The 16438-nt window shown below is 56.0% G+C and carries 19 protein-coding genes; 7 read left to right on the forward strand and 12 right to left on the reverse strand.

Annotated elements, in window-relative coordinates:
* Position 1: 1 nt before the first annotated feature.
* Positions 2-619: a trimeric intracellular cation channel family protein gene (locus tag ACSEMK_RS10835; RefSeq protein WP_015703812.1), complete on the reverse strand. Its 618-nt coding sequence runs from the start codon at positions 617-619 to the stop codon at positions 2-4.
* A gap of 205 nt (positions 620-824) precedes the next feature.
* Positions 825-1688 (reverse strand): YicC/YloC family endoribonuclease, encoded by an 864-nt coding sequence (locus ACSEMK_RS10840; protein WP_045390591.1) that lies wholly within the window; start codon positions 1686-1688, stop codon positions 825-827.
* A 170-nt stretch (positions 1689-1858) separates the two neighbouring features.
* Here ACSEMK_RS10840 and rph point away from each other — a divergent pair, with 170 nt between their 5' ends.
* Both rph and pyrE read left to right on the forward strand, forming a co-directional pair.
* Positions 1859-2575 (forward strand): ribonuclease PH, encoded by a 717-nt coding sequence (gene rph, locus ACSEMK_RS10845; protein WP_015369149.1) that lies wholly within the window; start codon positions 1859-1861, stop codon positions 2573-2575.
* Between the two features lie 112 nt (positions 2576-2687).
* The gene (gene pyrE / locus ACSEMK_RS10850) at positions 2688-3329 is read left to right on the forward strand and encodes an orotate phosphoribosyltransferase (RefSeq protein ID WP_430914931.1); all 642 of its coding nucleotides are present in this window, start codon (positions 2688-2690) and stop codon (positions 3327-3329) included.
* A 94-nt stretch (positions 3330-3423) separates the two neighbouring features.
* Here the strand turns inward: pyrE and slmA are convergent, their stop codons facing one another.
* The 3 genes from slmA to coaBC all read right to left on the reverse strand — a co-directional run bounded on the left by slmA (position 3424) and on the right by coaBC (position 5792).
* Entirely contained in the window at positions 3424-4020 is a 597-nt protein-coding gene (slmA, locus tag ACSEMK_RS10855) for a nucleoid occlusion factor SlmA (protein WP_015369151.1), read from the reverse strand.
* 124 nt (positions 4021-4144) lie between these two features.
* On the reverse strand, positions 4145-4603 hold the full coding sequence (gene dut, locus ACSEMK_RS10860; protein WP_020077682.1) for a dUTP diphosphatase: 459 nt from the start codon (positions 4601-4603) through the stop codon (positions 4145-4147).
* A complete protein-coding gene (gene coaBC, locus ACSEMK_RS10865; RefSeq protein ID WP_213794233.1) occupies positions 4581-5792 on the reverse strand; it encodes a bifunctional phosphopantothenoylcysteine decarboxylase/phosphopantothenate--cysteine ligase CoaBC in 1212 nt (403 codons plus the stop codon). Before coaBC ends, dut begins: the two co-directional genes overlap by 23 nt.
* Positions 5793-5969: 177 nt before the next feature.
* On the opposite strand from coaBC, the gene radC reads away from it, so the two are divergent.
* From radC to mutM, 4 genes are all read left to right on the forward strand, one after another.
* Positions 5970-6635 carry a RadC family protein gene (gene radC, locus ACSEMK_RS10870; protein WP_045390599.1) on the forward strand — a complete coding sequence of 222 codons (666 nt, stop codon included), beginning with the start codon at positions 5970-5972 and terminating at the stop codon, positions 6633-6635.
* A gap of 217 nt (positions 6636-6852) precedes the next feature.
* Positions 6853-7089 (forward strand): 50S ribosomal protein L28, encoded by a 237-nt coding sequence (rpmB, locus tag ACSEMK_RS10875; RefSeq protein ID WP_002436699.1) that lies wholly within the window; start codon positions 6853-6855, stop codon positions 7087-7089.
* A gap of 20 nt (positions 7090-7109) precedes the next feature.
* The gene (rpmG, locus tag ACSEMK_RS10880) at positions 7110-7277 is read left to right on the forward strand and encodes a 50S ribosomal protein L33 (protein ID WP_002922510.1); all 168 of its coding nucleotides are present in this window, start codon (positions 7110-7112) and stop codon (positions 7275-7277) included.
* Positions 7278-7457: 180 nt separating this feature from the next.
* Positions 7458-8267, forward strand: coding sequence for a bifunctional DNA-formamidopyrimidine glycosylase/DNA-(apurinic or apyrimidinic site) lyase (gene mutM / locus ACSEMK_RS10885; RefSeq protein WP_113374048.1), 810 nt, complete (start codon positions 7458-7460; stop codon positions 8265-8267).
* Positions 8268-8345: 78 nt separating this feature from the next.
* On the opposite strand, the gene coaD is transcribed toward mutM, so the two are convergent.
* From coaD to rfaQ, 7 genes are all read right to left on the reverse strand, one after another.
* Positions 8346-8825 (reverse strand): pantetheine-phosphate adenylyltransferase, encoded by a 480-nt coding sequence (coaD, locus tag ACSEMK_RS10890; protein WP_015703808.1) that lies wholly within the window; start codon positions 8823-8825, stop codon positions 8346-8348.
* 2 nt (positions 8826-8827) lie between these two features.
* Positions 8828-9598, reverse strand: a complete 771-nt coding sequence (locus ACSEMK_RS10895; RefSeq protein WP_087858930.1) for a glycosyltransferase family 2 protein — start codon at positions 9596-9598, stop codon at positions 8828-8830.
* A complete protein-coding gene (gene waaA, locus ACSEMK_RS10900) occupies positions 9598-10872 on the reverse strand; it encodes a lipid IV(A) 3-deoxy-D-manno-octulosonic acid transferase (protein WP_087858931.1) in 1275 nt (424 codons plus the stop codon). Before waaA ends, ACSEMK_RS10895 begins: the two co-directional genes overlap by 1 nt.
* 92 nt (positions 10873-10964) lie before the next feature.
* A complete protein-coding gene (locus ACSEMK_RS10905) occupies positions 10965-11954 on the reverse strand; it encodes a glycosyltransferase (RefSeq protein ID WP_087858932.1) in 990 nt (329 codons plus the stop codon).
* A 30-nt stretch (positions 11955-11984) separates the two neighbouring features.
* The gene (locus ACSEMK_RS10910) at positions 11985-13079 is read right to left on the reverse strand and encodes a glycosyltransferase (protein WP_430914930.1); all 1095 of its coding nucleotides are present in this window, start codon (positions 13077-13079) and stop codon (positions 11985-11987) included.
* Positions 13080-13081: 2 nt separating this feature from the next.
* On the reverse strand, positions 13082-14209 hold the full coding sequence (locus ACSEMK_RS10915; RefSeq protein WP_430914929.1) for a glycosyltransferase family 4 protein: 1128 nt from the start codon (positions 14207-14209) through the stop codon (positions 13082-13084).
* The gene (rfaQ, locus tag ACSEMK_RS10920; RefSeq protein WP_113374044.1) at positions 14206-15282 is read right to left on the reverse strand and encodes a putative lipopolysaccharide heptosyltransferase III; all 1077 of its coding nucleotides are present in this window, start codon (positions 15280-15282) and stop codon (positions 14206-14208) included. The genes ACSEMK_RS10915 and rfaQ overlap by 4 nt, the downstream gene beginning before the upstream one ends.
* Before the next feature lie 111 nt (positions 15283-15393).
* Between rfaQ and ACSEMK_RS10925 the strand changes: the two genes are divergently transcribed.
* Positions 15394-16356, forward strand: coding sequence for a polysaccharide deacetylase family protein (locus ACSEMK_RS10925; protein ID WP_045390617.1), 963 nt, complete (start codon positions 15394-15396; stop codon positions 16354-16356).
* Positions 16357-16438 lie beyond the last annotated feature (82 nt).

A 16438-nucleotide genomic window follows, 5' to 3' on the forward strand; every position in this document is an offset into this window, starting at 1 on the left:
ATTAATGAGCGTCGTGCTTGTAGTAGAAGACCGGCAGGCCGAGCTTCCAGCGCAGGGCGAGCATACGCGCGGTAAAGCCGAAGAGCAGCGTGGCGATGACCACGACGTCGTGGCTGCTGACGTAGTGCTGTAATGCGATATAGAGCACCGCGGCGGCAAAAGAGATGCCAGCGTACAGTTCTTTCTGAAACACCAGCGGGATACGCTTACAGAACATATCGCGTAGCACGCCGCCAAAGACGCCGGTGATCACAGCGGCAATAGACGCGATTATTGGCCCTTCGCCCATATCCAGCGCGATTTGCGCGCCGATAATCGAGAACACGATCAGGCCCAGGGCATCCAGCACCAGGAACAGGCGGCGCAGGTGCGGCATCACCGGCGCTGCGATGGTAGTGAGAACGGCGGCAACCGCCACAATGATGACGTATTCCGGATGCTTCACCCAACCGAGCGGATAATGGCCGAGCAGGATGTCCCGCACGGAGCCCCCGCCGAGCGCGGTGGCGGTAGCGATAATAATTACCCCAAAAGTGTCCATCCGACGACGCCCGGCCGCTAAGGCGCCGGTCATCGCTTCCGCCGTAATACCAATCAGATAAAGAACATGAAGCAGCATAAATCCCCCACAATGATGGGCAAAGGGTAGCGATTTGTGCGGCAGATCACGATTGAGTTTTTCTAAAGTGAGCTGATTTTCATGAAAAAAGCTAATGATGAATGATTGATATGGTCAATCACTATGGGGAGCTTGGCTTTTGCTCTTCAAAAATGAATAAGAAAAAGTAATGCTGGCCCGCGGAGCAGGCCAGCCGGGGAAGAGATTACTCGATGTTTTGGATCTGCTCGCGCATCTGCTCGATCAGCACCTTCAGCTCAATCGCTGAATTGGTCACTTCGGCATTGATGGATTTGGAGGCCAGAGTGTTCGACTCGCGGTTGAATTCCTGCATCATGAAGTCGAGGCGGCGACCGACGGCTTCTTTCTTCTTCAGAATGTTGTAGGTCTCTTTAACGTGCGCTTCCAGGCGATCGAGCTCTTCGGCGACGTCGATACGCTGCGCCATCAACACCAGCTCTTGCTCGAGGCGGTTGTTTTCCAGCTGCACTTCGGCGTCTTCAAGCTTGGCGACCAGGCGCTCGCGCTGCCACTGCAGGATTTCCGGCATATGGGCGCGGACTTTGCTGACTTCGGCGCTGACGCCTTCCAGACGCTGTTCGATCAGCGTTTTCAATGCCTGGCCTTCGGTCTCGCGAGCGACAATAAAATCATCCAGCGCGCCATTCAGGGCGTTGAGGATTTCAGCGGCGATGGCATCAAGGTCTTGCTCCTGAGCGGCCATCACGCCAGGCCAGCGCAGGATATCAACCGGGTTGATTTCGCCTTCATCGCTCTGCATTTTTACCCAGTTAGCGGCGTTAACCAGCTGCTTGGCCAGGTTTTCGTTAAGAATCAGCTCACCCTGGGCGCTGGGATCCTGCTCAAAACGCAGGGTACATTCGATTTTGCCGCGAGTCAGGCGAGAGCGGATGCGCTCGCGAACCACGGGTTCCAGGCTCCGGAACTGTTCCGGCAGGCGGAAGTAGGTTTCCAGATAGCGTTGGTTTACCGAGCGCAGTTCCCACGCGGCGCTACCCCAGTCACCCTTGATTTCACGCCGGGCATAGGCGGTCATACTGCGGATCATAGACGTTCCTGTTTTTAAAGGAGAGTGGGGAGGATTATAGCTTTCGAGGCCCTTTCAGGATAGGAATAAGCGCGCATTATCCACATTGGCTGGCGCGTGTCGTCGCGATGCAACTTGGCCGAATTTGTGTATAATGCGCAGCCACATTCGTTTCAAGCCGGAGAGTAATCATGCGTCCAGCAGGCCGTAGCGCTAATCAGGTGCGTCCAGTAACCCTGACCCGTAACTATACAAAACACGCTGAAGGCTCCGTGCTGGTCGAATTTGGCGACACCAAAGTGCTGTGCACCGCCTCCATCGACGAAGGCGTGCCGCGCTTCCTGAAAGGTCAGGGCCAGGGCTGGATCACCGCCGAATATGGCATGCTGCCGCGTTCCACCCATACCCGTAACGCTCGCGAAGCCGCAAAAGGCAAGCAGGGCGGCCGCACTATGGAAATCCAGCGTCTGATCGCTCGCGCGCTGCGCGCCGCGGTGGATCTGAAAGCGCTGGGCGAGTTCACCATTACGCTCGATTGCGACGTGCTGCAGGCCGATGGCGGTACCCGTACCGCATCCATTACCGGTGCCTGCGTTGCGCTGGCCGATGCGCTGAACAAGCTGGTGGCTGCCGGTAAACTGAAAACCAACCCGATGAAGGGCATGGTAGCTGCCGTTTCCGTTGGTATCGTTAATGGCGAAGCCATTTGCGATCTGGAGTACGTGGAAGATTCTGCCGCGGAAACCGATATGAATGTGGTCATGACCGAAGACGGCCGCATTATTGAGGTGCAGGGCACGGCGGAAGGCGAGCCGTTCACCCATGAAGAGCTCCTCACTCTCCTGGCGCTAGCGCGAGGGGGAATCGAATCCATTATTGCGACGCAGAAAGCGGCGTTAGAAAATTAATGATTAAGGCGACTGAGAAGTCGCCTTTTTTTTGCGCTTTATCCCTCATGACACCTGTGAAGGATAGGGCGCGTAGTCCGACAATGATGACAGTACTAAAAGGAGCGAATCCATGAAGCCGTATCAGCGCCAGTTTATTGAGTTTGCGCTTAGCAAGCAGGTTCTTAAATTTGGCGAATTTACGCTGAAATCCGGGCGTAAGAGCCCTTATTTCTTCAACGCCGGCCTGTTTAATACCGGGCGCGATCTGGCTCTGCTGGGCCGTTTCTACGCCGAGGCGCTGGTGGATTCCGGGATCGAGTTCGACCTGCTGTTCGGCCCGGCTTATAAAGGTATCCCTATCGCCACCACCACCGCCGTCGCGCTGGCTGAACATCATGACCGTGACCTGCCGTACTGCTTCAACCGTAAAGAAGCGAAGACCCACGGTGAAGGCGGCAACCTGGTCGGTAGCCCGCCACAGGGCCGCGTGATGCTGGTGGACGACGTGATTACCGCCGGTACCGCAATTCGTGAATCAATGGAAATTATTCAGGCTAATGGCGCGGAGCTGGCTGGCGTACTCATTTCGCTCGATCGCCAGGAACGCGGCCGCGGCGAGATCTCTGCGATTCAGGAAGTGGAACGTGATTATGGCTGCAAAGTGATTTCTATTGTCACTCTGAAAGATCTTATCGCCTATCTGGAAGAAAAGCCTGAGATGGCTGAGCATTTGGCATCGGTACGCGCTTACCGCGAAGCCTACGGCGTCTGATGATGAGCCCGGCAGCCAGCGGCTGCCGGTATAGCCAGAGCACGCTGAGAATGTGAATGATGAGTCATGCAGCCTTGCGGCTGCATATAAAGCTTTACTGCAGTTGCGCCGCGACCAGCGGCCAGCGGGCATCGAAATCATCCGTTGGGCGGTACTTGAACTCGCTACGCACAAAACGCGACAGCATGCCTTCGCAAAATGCCAGCAGCTGGCTTGCCAGTAGCGTCTCGTCGAGGGTGTAGCCCTCTCCCTCACGCATTTTCTTTTCACGCATCACCTGACGTAATTGAACTTCGATGCGTTCAAATAGCTGGTTAATACGGCCCTGCAGACGGTCCTGTTCGAACATTAAGGCGTGGCCGGTGAGGATACGCGTCAGCCCAGGATTACGCTCGCCAAACCCAAGAATCAGCAGAACAATCAGGCGCAGACGAGCCGTGGTGTCCTTTTCATCTTTCAAAATCAAATTGATGCGCGTAATCAGACTGTCTTCAATGAACTCGATCAGGCTGTCAAACATGCGGGTTTTACTGGGAAAATGACGGTATAACGCCGCTTCGGAAACACCGACGGAGGCCGCCAGCTTCGCCGTGGTAATACGTTGGCTACCATCGCTGGATTCAAGCATCAGCGCCAGAGACTGAAGTATTTCTTCGCGACGATTCCTTTTCGCAGTTTGTTTTTCTGCCATGTTTTAAAATACCCCTGAAAATAAGCACTTGTCAGGCAGGCATCCACAAAGCGACCGCAAACCTTAGTTTGCGGTGATGTTATTGCATTATGCGCTTTGGGATGCGGGTTCCGTATAGCCGGGCTTATTTGCGCCCTGAGTGGCCGAATCCGCCTTCGCCGCGGTCGGTGGCGTCAAACTCTTCCACCAGATTAAATTCCGCCTGTACCACCGGCACAAAGACCATCTGCGCGATGCGCTCGCCTGGTTCGATAGTAAAGCTCTGTTGGCCGCGGTTCCACACGGAAACCATCAGCTGCCCCTGGTAGTCGGAGTCGATAAGGCCGACCAGGTTGCCCAGCACCACGCCATGTTTATGGCCCAGACCAGAACGCGGCAGAATCACCGCCGCCAGAGACGGATCGGCGATATGAATCGCAAGGCCTGTTGGCAACAGGGTAGTTGCGCCCGGCGCCAGCTCTACGGCGTCGTCAAGACAGGCGCGCAGGTCAAGTCCGGCCGAGCCGGAGGTGGCATAAGTCGGCAATGGGAACTGCTTGCCAACACGCGGGTCCAGAATCTTAACGTCGATTTTTTTCATCATAACGGGTAACGATCTCGTCGAGTAATAATTGGCCCAGGAATTCCTTGCGCTCAAGTGGTAAGCGCTTATCCCCATCCTGCCAGAAAAGGTGTAATGCGTTGTTATCGCTATTAAAACCTTGATTTGGCTGAGAAACATCATTGGCGCAAATCAGGTCGAGATTTTTGCGGGCACGTTTTTGCCGGGCGTATTCTTCCACATTATTCGTTTCGGCGGCAAATCCAACAACGTACGGGCGGTGATTTTTTAGTGCGGCCACCCCGGCGACGATATCCGGATTTTTGACCATTTTTATTGTTAATTCATCACCTTGTTTTTTGATTTTCTCGTCGGCGACAATCGCTGCGCGGTAGTCGGCAACGGCGGCGCAGCCGATGAAAATATGCTGCTGTTGCACGCCATTCTGCACCGCAGCTTCCATTTCCAGCGCGGTACCCACATCTATACGTTGCACAAACGGCGGCGTCGGCAGCGTCACCGGGCCGCTAACCAGCGTGACGTTCGCACCGCGTTGTGCGGCGGCGGCGGCAATCGCGAAGCCCATTTTGCCGGAGCTATGGTTGGTGATGTAGCGCACTGGGTCCAGCGGCTCGCGGGTTGGGCCCGCGGTAATCATGATGTTGAGATGTTGCAAATCTTTGACAGGCGAGAAATGCTGCGCTGCCATTTCCACGATAGTCAGCGGATCGAGCATGCGGCCCGGGCCGACGTCGCCGCAGGCCTGGCTGCCGCTATCCGGGCCCCATACCAGCAGGCCGCGTGCGGCAATAGTGGCAAGATTATCTTGGGTGGCGGCGGCGCGATACATCTGTTGGTTCATCGCCGGGACGACGGCCACCGGCGAGGGCGTAGCCAGGCAAATCGTGGAGACCAGATCGTTCGCCATACCGGCGGCGACGCGGGCGATTAAATCGGCGGTTGCCGGGGCAAGGATAACCAGATCGGCCCACTTGCCCAGTTCAATATGGCCCATTGCCGCTTCGGCGGCCGGATCCAGCAGGCTATCGGAGACCGGATAACCGGAAACCGCCTGCAGGCTCAACGGAGTAATAAAGGCCTTGGCGGCTTCGGTCATGGCGACGCGAACATCCGCGCCGCGTTCTCGCAGTCGGCGCACCAGTTCCGGCGTTTTATAGGCGGCGATGCCGCCGCTCACGCCAAGAACGATTTTTTTACCAGCCAGACTCATCATGATTTTGTCCTGTTGAAATACACCAGAATCCGCGCATCTTATCACAATCCCGGTGGCATCGTGCGTATGCCGGGCACTCACTTTGCGAGCGGCTACGCAGGCCCTGAAATCACCGGTCGGCAGCGCGGAAAGGGTATGCCAGGATGGGTGATGGACGGATAAGGAGACAGGGTAATGGATATACAGGAATCATTGATGCCGCGGGAAAAAATGCTGCGCGACGGCATTGAAACGTTGAGCGACGTTGAGCTGCTGGCGTTGTTTCTGCGTACCGGTACACGTACTCAGGATGTGCTGGCTTTTTCACACAGCTTGCTACAGCGCTTCGGTTCGCTGTACGGGCTGTTATCGGCTGAGATAGAACAATTTGCAGATATCGACGGTATCGGTATAGCGAAATATGCGCAACTTAAAGGTATTGCCGAGCTGGCGCGGCGCTATTTTAGCCTGCGGATGAGAGAAGAACCGTCGCTGGTGACGCCGCTCATGACGCGAGAATTTTTACAAAGCCAGCTCGCCGATGAAGAGCGGGAGATCTTTATGGCGATCTTTTTAGATAATCAGAACCGGGTATTGAAACATAGCCGCCTTTTTTCTGGTACTCTTAGCCACGTAGAGGTGCATCCGCGAGAAATTGTACGCGAAGCAATCAAAGTGAACGCCGCCGCGGTGATCCTTGCCCATAATCATCCTTCAGGTAGTCCTGAACCGAGTAAGTCGGATAAGTTGATGACCGACAGGGTGGTTAAGTGTTGTAGATTCATGGAGATACGCGTGCTTGATCATCTGATTATTGGCCGCGGCGCGTACGTCTCTTTTGCCGAACGTGGCTGGATTTAGCCCCGATCATGCGATCTATCGGGATCTTTGTCTGTTCGGGACTTGAGCACACCGCCGAGTCAGCGTATACTACGCCACCTTTGAGAATCTCGGGTTTGGCATTTGGGCCTGGCAATCGAGAGTTCAATAGAACTATGCGATGACCGGGCTGTAAAGCCTGACGAGGCGCCAATACCCCATACGAAGCTCGAGCTAATTTGATTTTTGGAGAATAGACATGTCCCGAGTCTGCCAAGTTACTGGCAAGCGTCCGGTGACCGGTAACAACCGTTCCCACGCACTGAACGCGACTAAACGCCGTTTCCTGCCGAACCTGCACTCTCACCGTTTCTGGGTTGAGAGCGAGAAGCGTTTTGTCACCCTGCGCGTATCTGCTAAAGGTATGCGTGTAATCGATAAGAAAGGCATCGATACAGTTCTGTCTGAACTGCGTGCCCGTGGCGAAAAGTACTAAGTACTTAGAGGAAATAAATCATGGCTAAAGGTATTCGTGAGAAAATCAAGCTGGTTTCTTCCGCTGGTACTGGTCACTTCTATACCACCACGAAGAACAAGCGTACCAAACCGGAAAAAATGGAACTGAAAAAGTACGATCCGGTTGTACGTCAGCACGTTATCTACAAAGAAGCTAAAATCAAATAATTTTAGTCTCCTTGTACTAAAACCCCGCCCCGGCGGGGTTTTTTGTTTTATGCTTCATCCTTCGAGCTACAGGTGCGTTGGCTGCATGCGTACAGCCTGGCCGCTTGCTTCGTTAAGCCTCCCGGCCACTCTTCCCGTCGCCTCCCTGTCACCCGAAACTGTGTGGTTAAGAGGAAAAAAATGCCTGAATTACCTGAAGTCGAAACCAGCCGTCGCGGCATTGAGCCACATCTGGTAGGCGCTAACATCCTGCATGCCGTGGTACGCAACGGGCGTCTGCGTTGGCCGGTATCCGAAGAGATTTACCGCCTGAGCGACGAACCGGTGCTGAGCGTGCGCCGACGCGCCAAATACCTGCTGCTGGAGCTGCGCCACGGCTGGATCATTATTCATCTTGGCATGTCCGGTAGCCTGCGCATCCTCAGTGACGAGCAGCCGGCTGAAAAACACGACCACGTCGACCTGGTGCTGAGTAACGGTAAAGTGCTGCGCTATACCGATCCCCGCCGCTTTGGCGCCTGGCTATGGACCAAAGAGCTGGATGGCCACCCGGTGCTGGCGCATCTCGGCCCGGAACCGCTAAGCGATGAATTCAACGCCGACTATCTCCAGCAGCGTTGCGCGAAGAAGAAAACCGCCATTAAACCCTGGCTGATGGATAACAAGCTGGTGGTGGGCGTGGGGAATATCTACGCCAGCGAATCGCTGTTTTCCGCCGGGATCCATCCCGATCGGCTGGCCTCGTCGCTCTCGCATCAAGAGTGCGAGTGGTTAGTGAAGATGATTAAGCTGGTGCTGCTACGCTCAATTGAGCAAGGTGGAACGACGCTGAAGGATTTCCTGCAAAGCGACGGCAAACCGGGATATTTCGCCCAGGAGCTACAGGTTTATGGCCGCAAAGGCGAGCCGTGCCGGATCTGCGGTACGCCGATTATCGCCAGCAAACACGCTCAGCGAGCGACCTTTTATTGCCGCCAGTGTCAGAAGTAGTGGAGAGGGTTGGGGATTATGCCAGGCCGGGTAAGCTGGTAGCCCCGCTACGTGCAGCGCGAGCGGGGCAGGAAATGCCTACTTCAGCTTATTTAACAACGCCTGATGTACGTTAGGCGGCAGGAAGTGGGAGACGTCGCCCTGGTGGCGCGCCACTTCCTTAACCAGCGATGAAGAGATAAACGACCACTCTTTGCACGGCATCAGGAACACGCTTTCCAGCGTGGGCATCAGATGGCGGTTCATGTGCGCCAGCTGCATTTCATATTCGAAATCCGCCACTGCCCGCAGGCCGCGGATTAAAATATTCGCCTGCTGCGCGCGGGCGAAATTGGCCATCAAATCGCTAAAGCCAATCACCTCAACGTTGACCAGATGCGCCGTTGCCTGCTCCGCCAGCGCAATTCGTTCATCGAGGCTGAACATCGGTTTTTTGCTCGGGCTGGCGGCGATGGCCAGCAAAACCTTATCAAACATGCCTGCCGCGCGGGTGACGATATCGATATGGCCGTTGGTGATAGGGTCAAAGGTGCCCGGATAGATCGCTTTTGTGCCCATAATTACACTTTCTCCGAGTAGCCGCGGCTGAGTGCCCACAGCTCGGTGTATTTATTAAACGTGTATTGCGCATTGACTACCGCCAGCAGCCAACCCTGTTTTCCATCCAGCACGCCGCCGCGCAGCAGCAGCGTTTTGACGAAGGCGCCCAGCGTATGGCTGAAAATCCCCGCCATCGAGGTCTTCTTGCCCTTCTGATGGCGCTCAAGCGCCCAGGCCGCGGCATAAGCGAGCTGTTTCTGCTGGAAGCCGGAGAAATCGCGGCAGGTCAGGTGCAGCAGATCGCCGCTGAGCGGCACCACTTCGGCCCCAAGGCTATCCAAAGATTCATGCACCAGATTATCGTTATAGCGGTAACGCGCGCGTTCGTACAGGCGCATCACCCGATCGGGATACCAGCCGCTGTGGCGCATAAAGCGTCCGAGGAAGTAGTTACGCCGGGCGATACTGTAGATAACGCCGCGCTGCGGCGCGTCCAGTACCTTGAGGATAGCCTCTTTTAGTTCCGGCGTAACGCGCTCGTCGGTATCAATCATCAGCACCCAGTCGTGGGTGGCGAAGTCTTGCGCGCGCTGGCGCTGAATGCCGTAGCCTTGCCAGTCGGTATTGCTATAGACCTGGGCGCCGAGGCTACGGGCCAGTTCGACGGTATTGTCGGTACTGCCGGAGTCCAGTACCACCACTTCATCCGCCCAGCTTACCGATGCCAGGCAATCGGCGAGCAGGTCGGCGGCGTTTTTGGCGATCATCACGACGGAGAGTCGGGTCGACATTAGTGGCTCCGCTGCGGCAGGTAGGGTTGCAGTAACTGTAGCAGACGCGACAGCGCGCCCTGGTTTTGATGCAGCACTTCCACCGCGTGGCGGCCGTACCACAGTCGATAATCTTCGTCGGTCAGCAGGGTAGAAACCTCTCTGACCAGCGAGTCGGCGTCCGTGACGGTGATCAGGCCATCGTCCTGCTGCAGCTTGGCGCAGATATCTTTAAAGTTGAAGGTGTGCGGGCCCATCAGCACCGGAATAGCATGGGCGGCGGGTTCGAGCGGATTATGCCCGCCGCGTTCTACCAGGCTGCCGCCGACGAATGCCAGGTCGGCAATGCCGTAGAGCAGCATCAGTTCGCCCATGGTATCGCCAATCACCACCTGGGTGCTGTTAGACGGAATTTCACCGGTGCTGCGCATGGTGAAGCTCATACCGGCCTTTTGCACCATATCGCGAGCGTCGCCGAAGCGTTCCGGATGGCGCGGTACGAGGATTAATAGCAGGTCGGGGAAGGTTTCCAGCAGTTTTTTATGCGCCTGCAGGATGATTTGTTCTTCGCCATCGTGGGTACTGGTGGCTATCCACACTTTACGGTGCGGCGCCCACTGGCGACGCAGGGTAACGGCGCGGGCCGCCAGTTCAGGGGTGACGGAGATATCGAATTTCAAGCTGCCGGTGACCGCCAGTTGGTTACGTTTAAGGCCGAGCGCGAGGAAGCGGTTGCCGTCTTCTTCATTCTGCGCGGCGATAAGCGTGATACGGCTGAGCAGGCGGCGCATGAAGCCGCCGAGTTTGGCATAGCCTTTCGCGGAACGTTCTGACAGGCGCGCGTTGGCGATCACCAGCGGAATTTTACGCTTATGTAGCGCGCTGACCATATTCGGCCACAGCTCGGTTTCCATCACGATGACCAGTTTCGGCTGCACGCTGTTGAGGAAACGGTTCATGGCGCAGGGGAGGTCATACGGCAGATAGACGTGGTGAACATCTTTGCCAAAAGCGGACATGGCGCGTTCAGAACCGGTCGGCGTCATGGTCGTGACGGTGATCGGCAGTGACGGATAACGATGGCGTAGCGCGCGCACCAGCGGGATAGCCGCCAGCGTTTCACCGACGGAAACGGAGTGCAGCAGAATGCCATCCGGCACTACCTTGTTTTGACAGAAGCCATAACGTTCAGCCCAGCGTTTACGGTAGGCCGGCGCCTTACGGCTGCGCAGCAGCAGTCGCAGCCATACCAGCGGCTGAATGAGGTAGAGTAGGGTGGTATAAAGCAATTCCAAACTATTTATCCGTTTTAGGTTTTTTGCGGGCAAATTCTAAGCATTTAACCCGCGTAAAGCTATCTCTTTGGCGGAAACCGAGGGATTTCGGCCTATGCGGCGTTGAGATAGCGCTTAATGCGCAAATAGCGGCGTCCCAGACGCCAGCGTAAACGGAACGTGCAGGCGTTAGTCCAGATCAGGCGCCAGATGCCGCGTTCGAAGAATTCTTTGATGATAATATGCTTTTTCGACTCATCTTTCATGCAGTCGAAGGTATGAATAATCCCCAACCCCTCTTTGGCTATCTGCCAGCGGCAGGCGGAAATGTGCCGTACCTTGTCCGGATAGCGTTGGTTGATGGCGCTGAGCATCTCGAGGATCTTCATATAATGGCGCGCTGAGCGCATCAGCGTATCGTCGTTGTCTGGCTTATGCGACACCGATTCCGAGTGAATGTAATAGTCGTAAAATTGCTCGCTGGTGTACTGCACGCGTTCGGCGGCCAGCAATGCTTCCGTCGTCCAGGGAATATCCTGATGGCGCAGGCCCGGCTCAAAGTGGAAATGGTGCTGGTTAATAAAATCACGGCGATAGATGTTCAGCCAGGTGACGTGCAGGAACTTACGCGAGTCGAGCGCCTGCTTTAGCCAGACGTAACCCGGCAGGACGCCAGTGGACTGCAGGCGTTCCGGCGGGAAAATTGGGTGGATATCGTCGCGGCTTTCGTACACATAGCGGCCATTACAGGTCGCGACATCGAGATTGCCCTTCTCGGCCATTTCCAGCAGCGTGCGGTACATGCCGGGATAGAACTTATCGTCAATATCCGGGAAGGCGAGGTATTTACCCCTTGCCGCCGCCATACCGGTATTACGCGCTACCGAGACGCCCTGATTCTCCTGCTCCAGCACGGTCACGTTCTGCAGCCTGTCTTTCCATTGGTCGATAACCGCCAGGCTACCGTCGGTAGAACCGTCGTTCACCAGGATCAGCTCATAGCTTGCCAACTGCTGTTGTTCGAGGCATTCAAAGAATTGCGCAAGGAATTTTTCACCGTTATACACGGCGGCCACGATGCTCAATAAAGGCGTTTGACTCATAACTCATTCGATCCTGGTTAAAAAACGACGTCAGGCGCTACGCAGCTGACGGTACTGTTGGCAAATCGACTCTACGCTGAATTTTTCCAGCGCGGCGGAATCAATGGCCGGCGGGCTATGGTAAATGCTTTGCATCGTCTGGGCTAGCGCAGAACTGTTGAGATCGGCCAGACCGCGGGACAACTCGCCGCTGAGGATCTCGCTGACCCCGCCAGGACAGCGGGTGCTGGCAACCGGCGTATTCAGCAGTAGCGCTTCAACAATGACGTTGCCAAACCCTTCGCTGTCGGAGCTGAGCGTTAGCATTCTCGCATGTTTAATCCACGGCAGCGGGTTGGGCTGAAAGCCTTTAAACAGCACCCGATCGCCGACCTGCAGCTGCTGGGCCAGTTGACGAAGCCGCTGTTCCTGCTCCGGTTTTCCCTGACCGAGCAGGACCAGCGGCGCGTCGATACCGCTTTGGGCGTAGGCTTCAATCAGCCGGTCATGGCGTTTACCCGGATGGAAGCGGCCGACGTGGATAATATAGTCCCCTTGAGGAATATCGGCCGGCGCCTCTGCCGCCGCGCGAATGGCGGCGATATCGAACGGGTTATAGATGGTTTTAAGCTGTGCCGGGCGCAGTGCGAACTGCTCAACTAAATCCTTTCCAACCGCATCGGAAACGGCCACCACGTTGCGTCCCTGGTATACCCGCTTGATTTTCTGCTGCTTCATCCTGCGGTCAAAACCGCTGCGATGGCCAAGATAAGAGGTAGAGAAAACGCCGTGCAGACAGAACCAGACGTTTCGCCCCTGCAATGCCCGGCTGCGGGCGACGATGCGATCGGTTTTGTGCAGATTTGACAGTACCAGGTCGAAGCGACCATGCTGTTCTGCTTGTTCAATCGCGCGATCAAGCTGGCGCGCGCGGCGGGAGAGTTCCGTTAGCTTGCGCCACGGTTTGCGGCAGCGGTCGGCGATAATCTGATAATCGAGCCCTTCCGGCAGCGGATAATCGCAGACGTCGCGCAGCGAAAACAGCGATACCTGTTCGCCCTGGCTAAGAAAATGTTCCGCCAGCGTGAGCACGACTTTTTCCGCGCCGCCGCCCGGCAGACCGTCGATAACAAACAATATACGCATCGTTATTTCACCAGATCCTGATAGAGGGAAAGCAGCTGCGTCGACAGTCGCTCGCTAGTGCAATCCATAATACGTTCGCGGGCGCGTGCGCCTTCAGCGGAGCCCAGCGCGCGCGCGGGCAGCGCCATAACCGCCTGCTGTAACGCGGCAATATCCAGCGCGTCGCAAACGTAGCCGTTATCGCCCTCGGTGATGAACTCCGCGCCGCCGCAGCCGGTGGTGGTGATAACCGGCAGACCGCAGGCCATCGCCTCAAGGATCACATTCGGGAACGGGTCGTATAGCGTTGGCAGCAGTAGACCATCGGCCATCTGATAGAACGGTAGCGTTTCGGACTGCATGCCGAAGAAGCGCACGCGATCTTCGCAGTTCAGCGATTTTGCTAGCTGTTGATAGCGGTTCTGTTCTTTATCTTTGCCGACCACCAACAGATAACGATCGGTGGGGGCGATGGCGCGGATTGCCGCATCCAGCCCTTTTCGTTCAAATCCGGAACCGACATAAATCAGGCAGCTTGCCTGCAGCGGTAGCTGCAATTTGGCGCGTAAAGCGGCAAAGGTTTCTTCGCCTGGCGGCAGAAACCGCTGGTTATCAATAGCGTTGTAGATGACGTGGATTTTGTCAGCCGGCAGGCCGAAGTCTTCAATGATTTCCTGCTTAATCATCTCCGCATTGCAAATCACCCCGCGCAGGTGCGCGTCCTGATACATCTCGCGTTCCGCCTGCATCACATAACGGTGGTAGCGGTCGGCGAACAGCAGGCGGCTTTTCCAGGCCGGTAAAATGCGCGAGCGCTGCTGCAGCCAGCGGCGATGGACGCCGTCGCCGGCGCGGTAGAGATCGCAACCCGGAATACGCTCATGGCTTTGCACCAGGTCGAATGATTCACTCTGCCAGAGCGCGCGCGCGGCGTTGGCGAAACCGCGTTCCCGGCTGATGCGCCCCCATTTGCGCGGGTTGCAGATGTGAATATGCCAGTCCGGTTTGACAGGCCCTTGCCACTCGCGGGTGATGACGTTCAGTTCCAGATTACTGCTGTCGAGGGCTTCCAGCGCGCGGGAGACAAAGCGCTCCGCGCCGCCGTCAGGGCGATACTTTTGCCGTACCAGAGCCAGCCGGAATTTACTCATGCCAGTACCTTTTTCGCCGCCGCGATGACCGCGTCGGTAGGGATTAAATCAAGATAGCGTTCTTCGGTGTTGGTGTTGATGTCGTCAGGGTCGGGCAGCGGGCCGAAGTCGCCTGCCCAAATAACCTCGCCTTTCGCCTGCCACGGCCGCCAGAAGGTCAGCTTTGATGGGCCAAATAACGCGACGAGCGGCGTACCCAGGGCTGCCGCCATATGCATCGGCACCGAATCTACGCCGATAAACAGGCGGGCGTGATCGATAACCGCGGCCAGTTGGCGGAGCGTCAACTGGCCGGCTAACGAGTGCAGTCGCGCCTGCGGGCAGCCGCTGATGATGTTCTCTACCATCTGCTTTTCTTTGGCGTCAGGGCCAGAGGTAAGCACCACCGCGTAGCCTTCTGCTGACAGCGCATTAATCAGCGCGCTCATGCGCTCTTCGCGCCAGCATTTAAAGAACCAGCGCGAAGTCGGCTGAATCACGATGTAATTTTCCTGGAAGCCATCCGGCAGCAGCGCGCGGCTGGAGGCCCAGTCAGATTCGCTGTAGCCCATCCGCGCCGGCGCATCGTTTATCTCAAGCCCCAGCGGCGCCAGAATAGAGAGGTTTTGCTGCACCGTATGCAGCTGATTGTGCTGCTGGGTAGAAGCAAGCGCGGTGTGGCAGTAACGCCAGAACGGATGACGGCGCTTAGGGAAATCGAAACCGATGCGCGTCGGCGCGCCGGTTAATTTGCTAATGATCGCGCTGGGCCATTGATCGGCAAGGTTGAGCACCATGTCGTAGCGCTGCTGGCGCAGGCTGCGAATGAGCTGCCATTCCATCTTAAGCTGATGCCGCTTGCCCTGCTTTTTCCAGCTGCGATCGATCGCGTAAATCTGGTTAATCTCCGGGTTTGCCGCCAGCATATCCCTGGTCTCAGCATACAGCAGTACATCGACGCGAGCGGCGGGATACTGCTGTTTTAACGCGTTTACAAGCGGGGTGATCAGCAACATGTCGCCGTGGTGGCGCAGCTTAATGACCAGGATCCGCGCCGGGTTCTGCTGGCCGGGGGAGAGGGTTTCAGGCGTCATACTCTGTTCTTCATCCAGGATAAGGGTTCCGATTCTAGGGGATCGCGTAGATTGAGAGAAGCGTTGTATTGCTCTACCATGGACCGATACGTATGGCCTGAGGACGTTTTCGTGCACAATCCCGCATTTCTCATCACGATTGATACAGAGGGTGATAACCTCTGGCAAAAACATGACAGCATCACCACGGAGAATGCGCGCTATCTTCCGCGTTTTCAGCAGCTTTGCGAAAAGTATGGTTTCAAACCGGTCTATTTGACCAATTATGAAATGGCCATCGACCCTTTTTATATCGAATTTGCTAAAGATGTGATTGCGCGCGGCACCGCGGAAATCGGTATGCATCTGCACGCCTGGAACAGCCCGCCAACCGAGCCGCTGACCGCGGATGACTGGCGTCATAAGCCTTATCTCATCGAGTACAGCGATGCCGCCATGCGTGAAAAGGTCGACTATATGACTCATCTACTGGAAGATACCTTCCAGACCAAAATGGTGAGCCATCGCGCCGGGCGCTGGGCGTTTGACGAGCGCTACGCGCGCCTGCTGGTGGAGTACGGTTATCAGGTGGATTGCTCGGTGACGCCGCGGGTGAACTGGAAAACCGCTAAGGGCGCGCCGCAGGGCGATGGCGGTACGGATTATCGCCGCTTCCCGCAACATGCTTATTTTCTCGATGAAAATGATATCAGCCGCGAAGGGCATTCCCCGCTGCTGGAAGTGCCGATGAGCATTCAGTATAAGCACTCGGCGTGGATGAATAGCGTGAAGCAGGGTTACGATAGACTACGCGGTAAAGTTCGTTCGCCGTCCGTGCACTGGCTGCGTCCAATGGGCGGCAACGTCGAAACCATGAAAAAAGTAGTTCAGCAGACGCTGGCGCAGGGTAATGATTATGTTGAGTATATGCTGCATTCATCGGAGTATATGCCAGGCGGTAGCCCGACCTTTAAGAATGAACAAGATATTGAACGTTTATATGCCGATCTGGAAGCGTTCTTTAGCTGGCTTGCGCCGCAGGTCCGCGGAATGTCTTTAGCAGAATATTATAATTTCAAGAGAAATCTTACATAAAACAATCATTACTGATAGAGGTGCGGCGTTAATCTGGTGTAATATCATCAGTCTAATGAATAATTAACGCCTGAATTATTAA

Source organism: Klebsiella sp. K-3, from assembly GCF_051207495.1.
Lineage (GTDB): Bacteria > Pseudomonadota > Gammaproteobacteria > Enterobacterales > Enterobacteriaceae > Klebsiella > Klebsiella aerogenes.

Excerpts from the sequence above, each read along its gene's own strand:
- ACSEMK_RS10835 (WP_015703812.1), bottom strand. The coding sequence starts at position 619 with ATGCTGCTTCATGTTCTTTATCTGATTGGTATTACGGCGGAAGCGATG.
- ACSEMK_RS10840 (WP_045390591.1), bottom strand. The coding sequence starts at position 1,688 with ATGATCCGCAGTATGACCGCCTATGCCCGGCGTGAAATCAAGGGTGAC.
- rph (WP_015369149.1), top strand. The coding sequence starts at position 1,859 with ATGCGTCCAGCAGGCCGTAGCGCTAATCAGGTGCGTCCAGTAACCCTG.
- pyrE (WP_430914931.1), top strand. The coding sequence starts at position 2,688 with ATGAAGCCGTATCAGCGCCAGTTTATTGAGTTTGCGCTTAGCAAGCAG.
- slmA (WP_015369151.1), bottom strand. The coding sequence starts at position 4,020 with ATGGCAGAAAAACAAACTGCGAAAAGGAATCGTCGCGAAGAAATACTT.
- dut (WP_020077682.1), bottom strand. The coding sequence starts at position 4,603 with ATGATGAAAAAAATCGACGTTAAGATTCTGGACCCGCGTGTTGGCAAG.
- coaBC (WP_213794233.1), bottom strand. The coding sequence starts at position 5,792 with ATGAGTCTGGCTGGTAAAAAAATCGTTCTTGGCGTGAGCGGCGGCATC.
- radC (WP_045390599.1), top strand. The coding sequence starts at position 5,970 with ATGGATATACAGGAATCATTGATGCCGCGGGAAAAAATGCTGCGCGAC.
- rpmB (WP_002436699.1), top strand. The coding sequence starts at position 6,853 with ATGTCCCGAGTCTGCCAAGTTACTGGCAAGCGTCCGGTGACCGGTAAC.
- rpmG (WP_002922510.1), top strand. The coding sequence starts at position 7,110 with ATGGCTAAAGGTATTCGTGAGAAAATCAAGCTGGTTTCTTCCGCTGGT.
- mutM (WP_113374048.1), top strand. The coding sequence starts at position 7,458 with ATGCCTGAATTACCTGAAGTCGAAACCAGCCGTCGCGGCATTGAGCCA.
- coaD (WP_015703808.1), bottom strand. The coding sequence starts at position 8,825 with ATGGGCACAAAAGCGATCTATCCGGGCACCTTTGACCCTATCACCAAC.
- ACSEMK_RS10895 (WP_087858930.1), bottom strand. The coding sequence starts at position 9,598 with ATGTCGACCCGACTCTCCGTCGTGATGATCGCCAAAAACGCCGCCGAC.
- ACSEMK_RS10905 (WP_087858932.1), bottom strand. The coding sequence starts at position 11,954 with ATGAGTCAAACGCCTTTATTGAGCATCGTGGCCGCCGTGTATAACGGT.
- ACSEMK_RS10910 (WP_430914930.1), bottom strand. The coding sequence starts at position 13,079 with ATGCGTATATTGTTTGTTATCGACGGTCTGCCGGGCGGCGGCGCGGAA.
- ACSEMK_RS10915 (WP_430914929.1), bottom strand. The coding sequence starts at position 14,209 with ATGAGTAAATTCCGGCTGGCTCTGGTACGGCAAAAGTATCGCCCTGAC.
- rfaQ (WP_113374044.1), bottom strand. The coding sequence starts at position 15,282 with ATGACGCCTGAAACCCTCTCCCCCGGCCAGCAGAACCCGGCGCGGATC.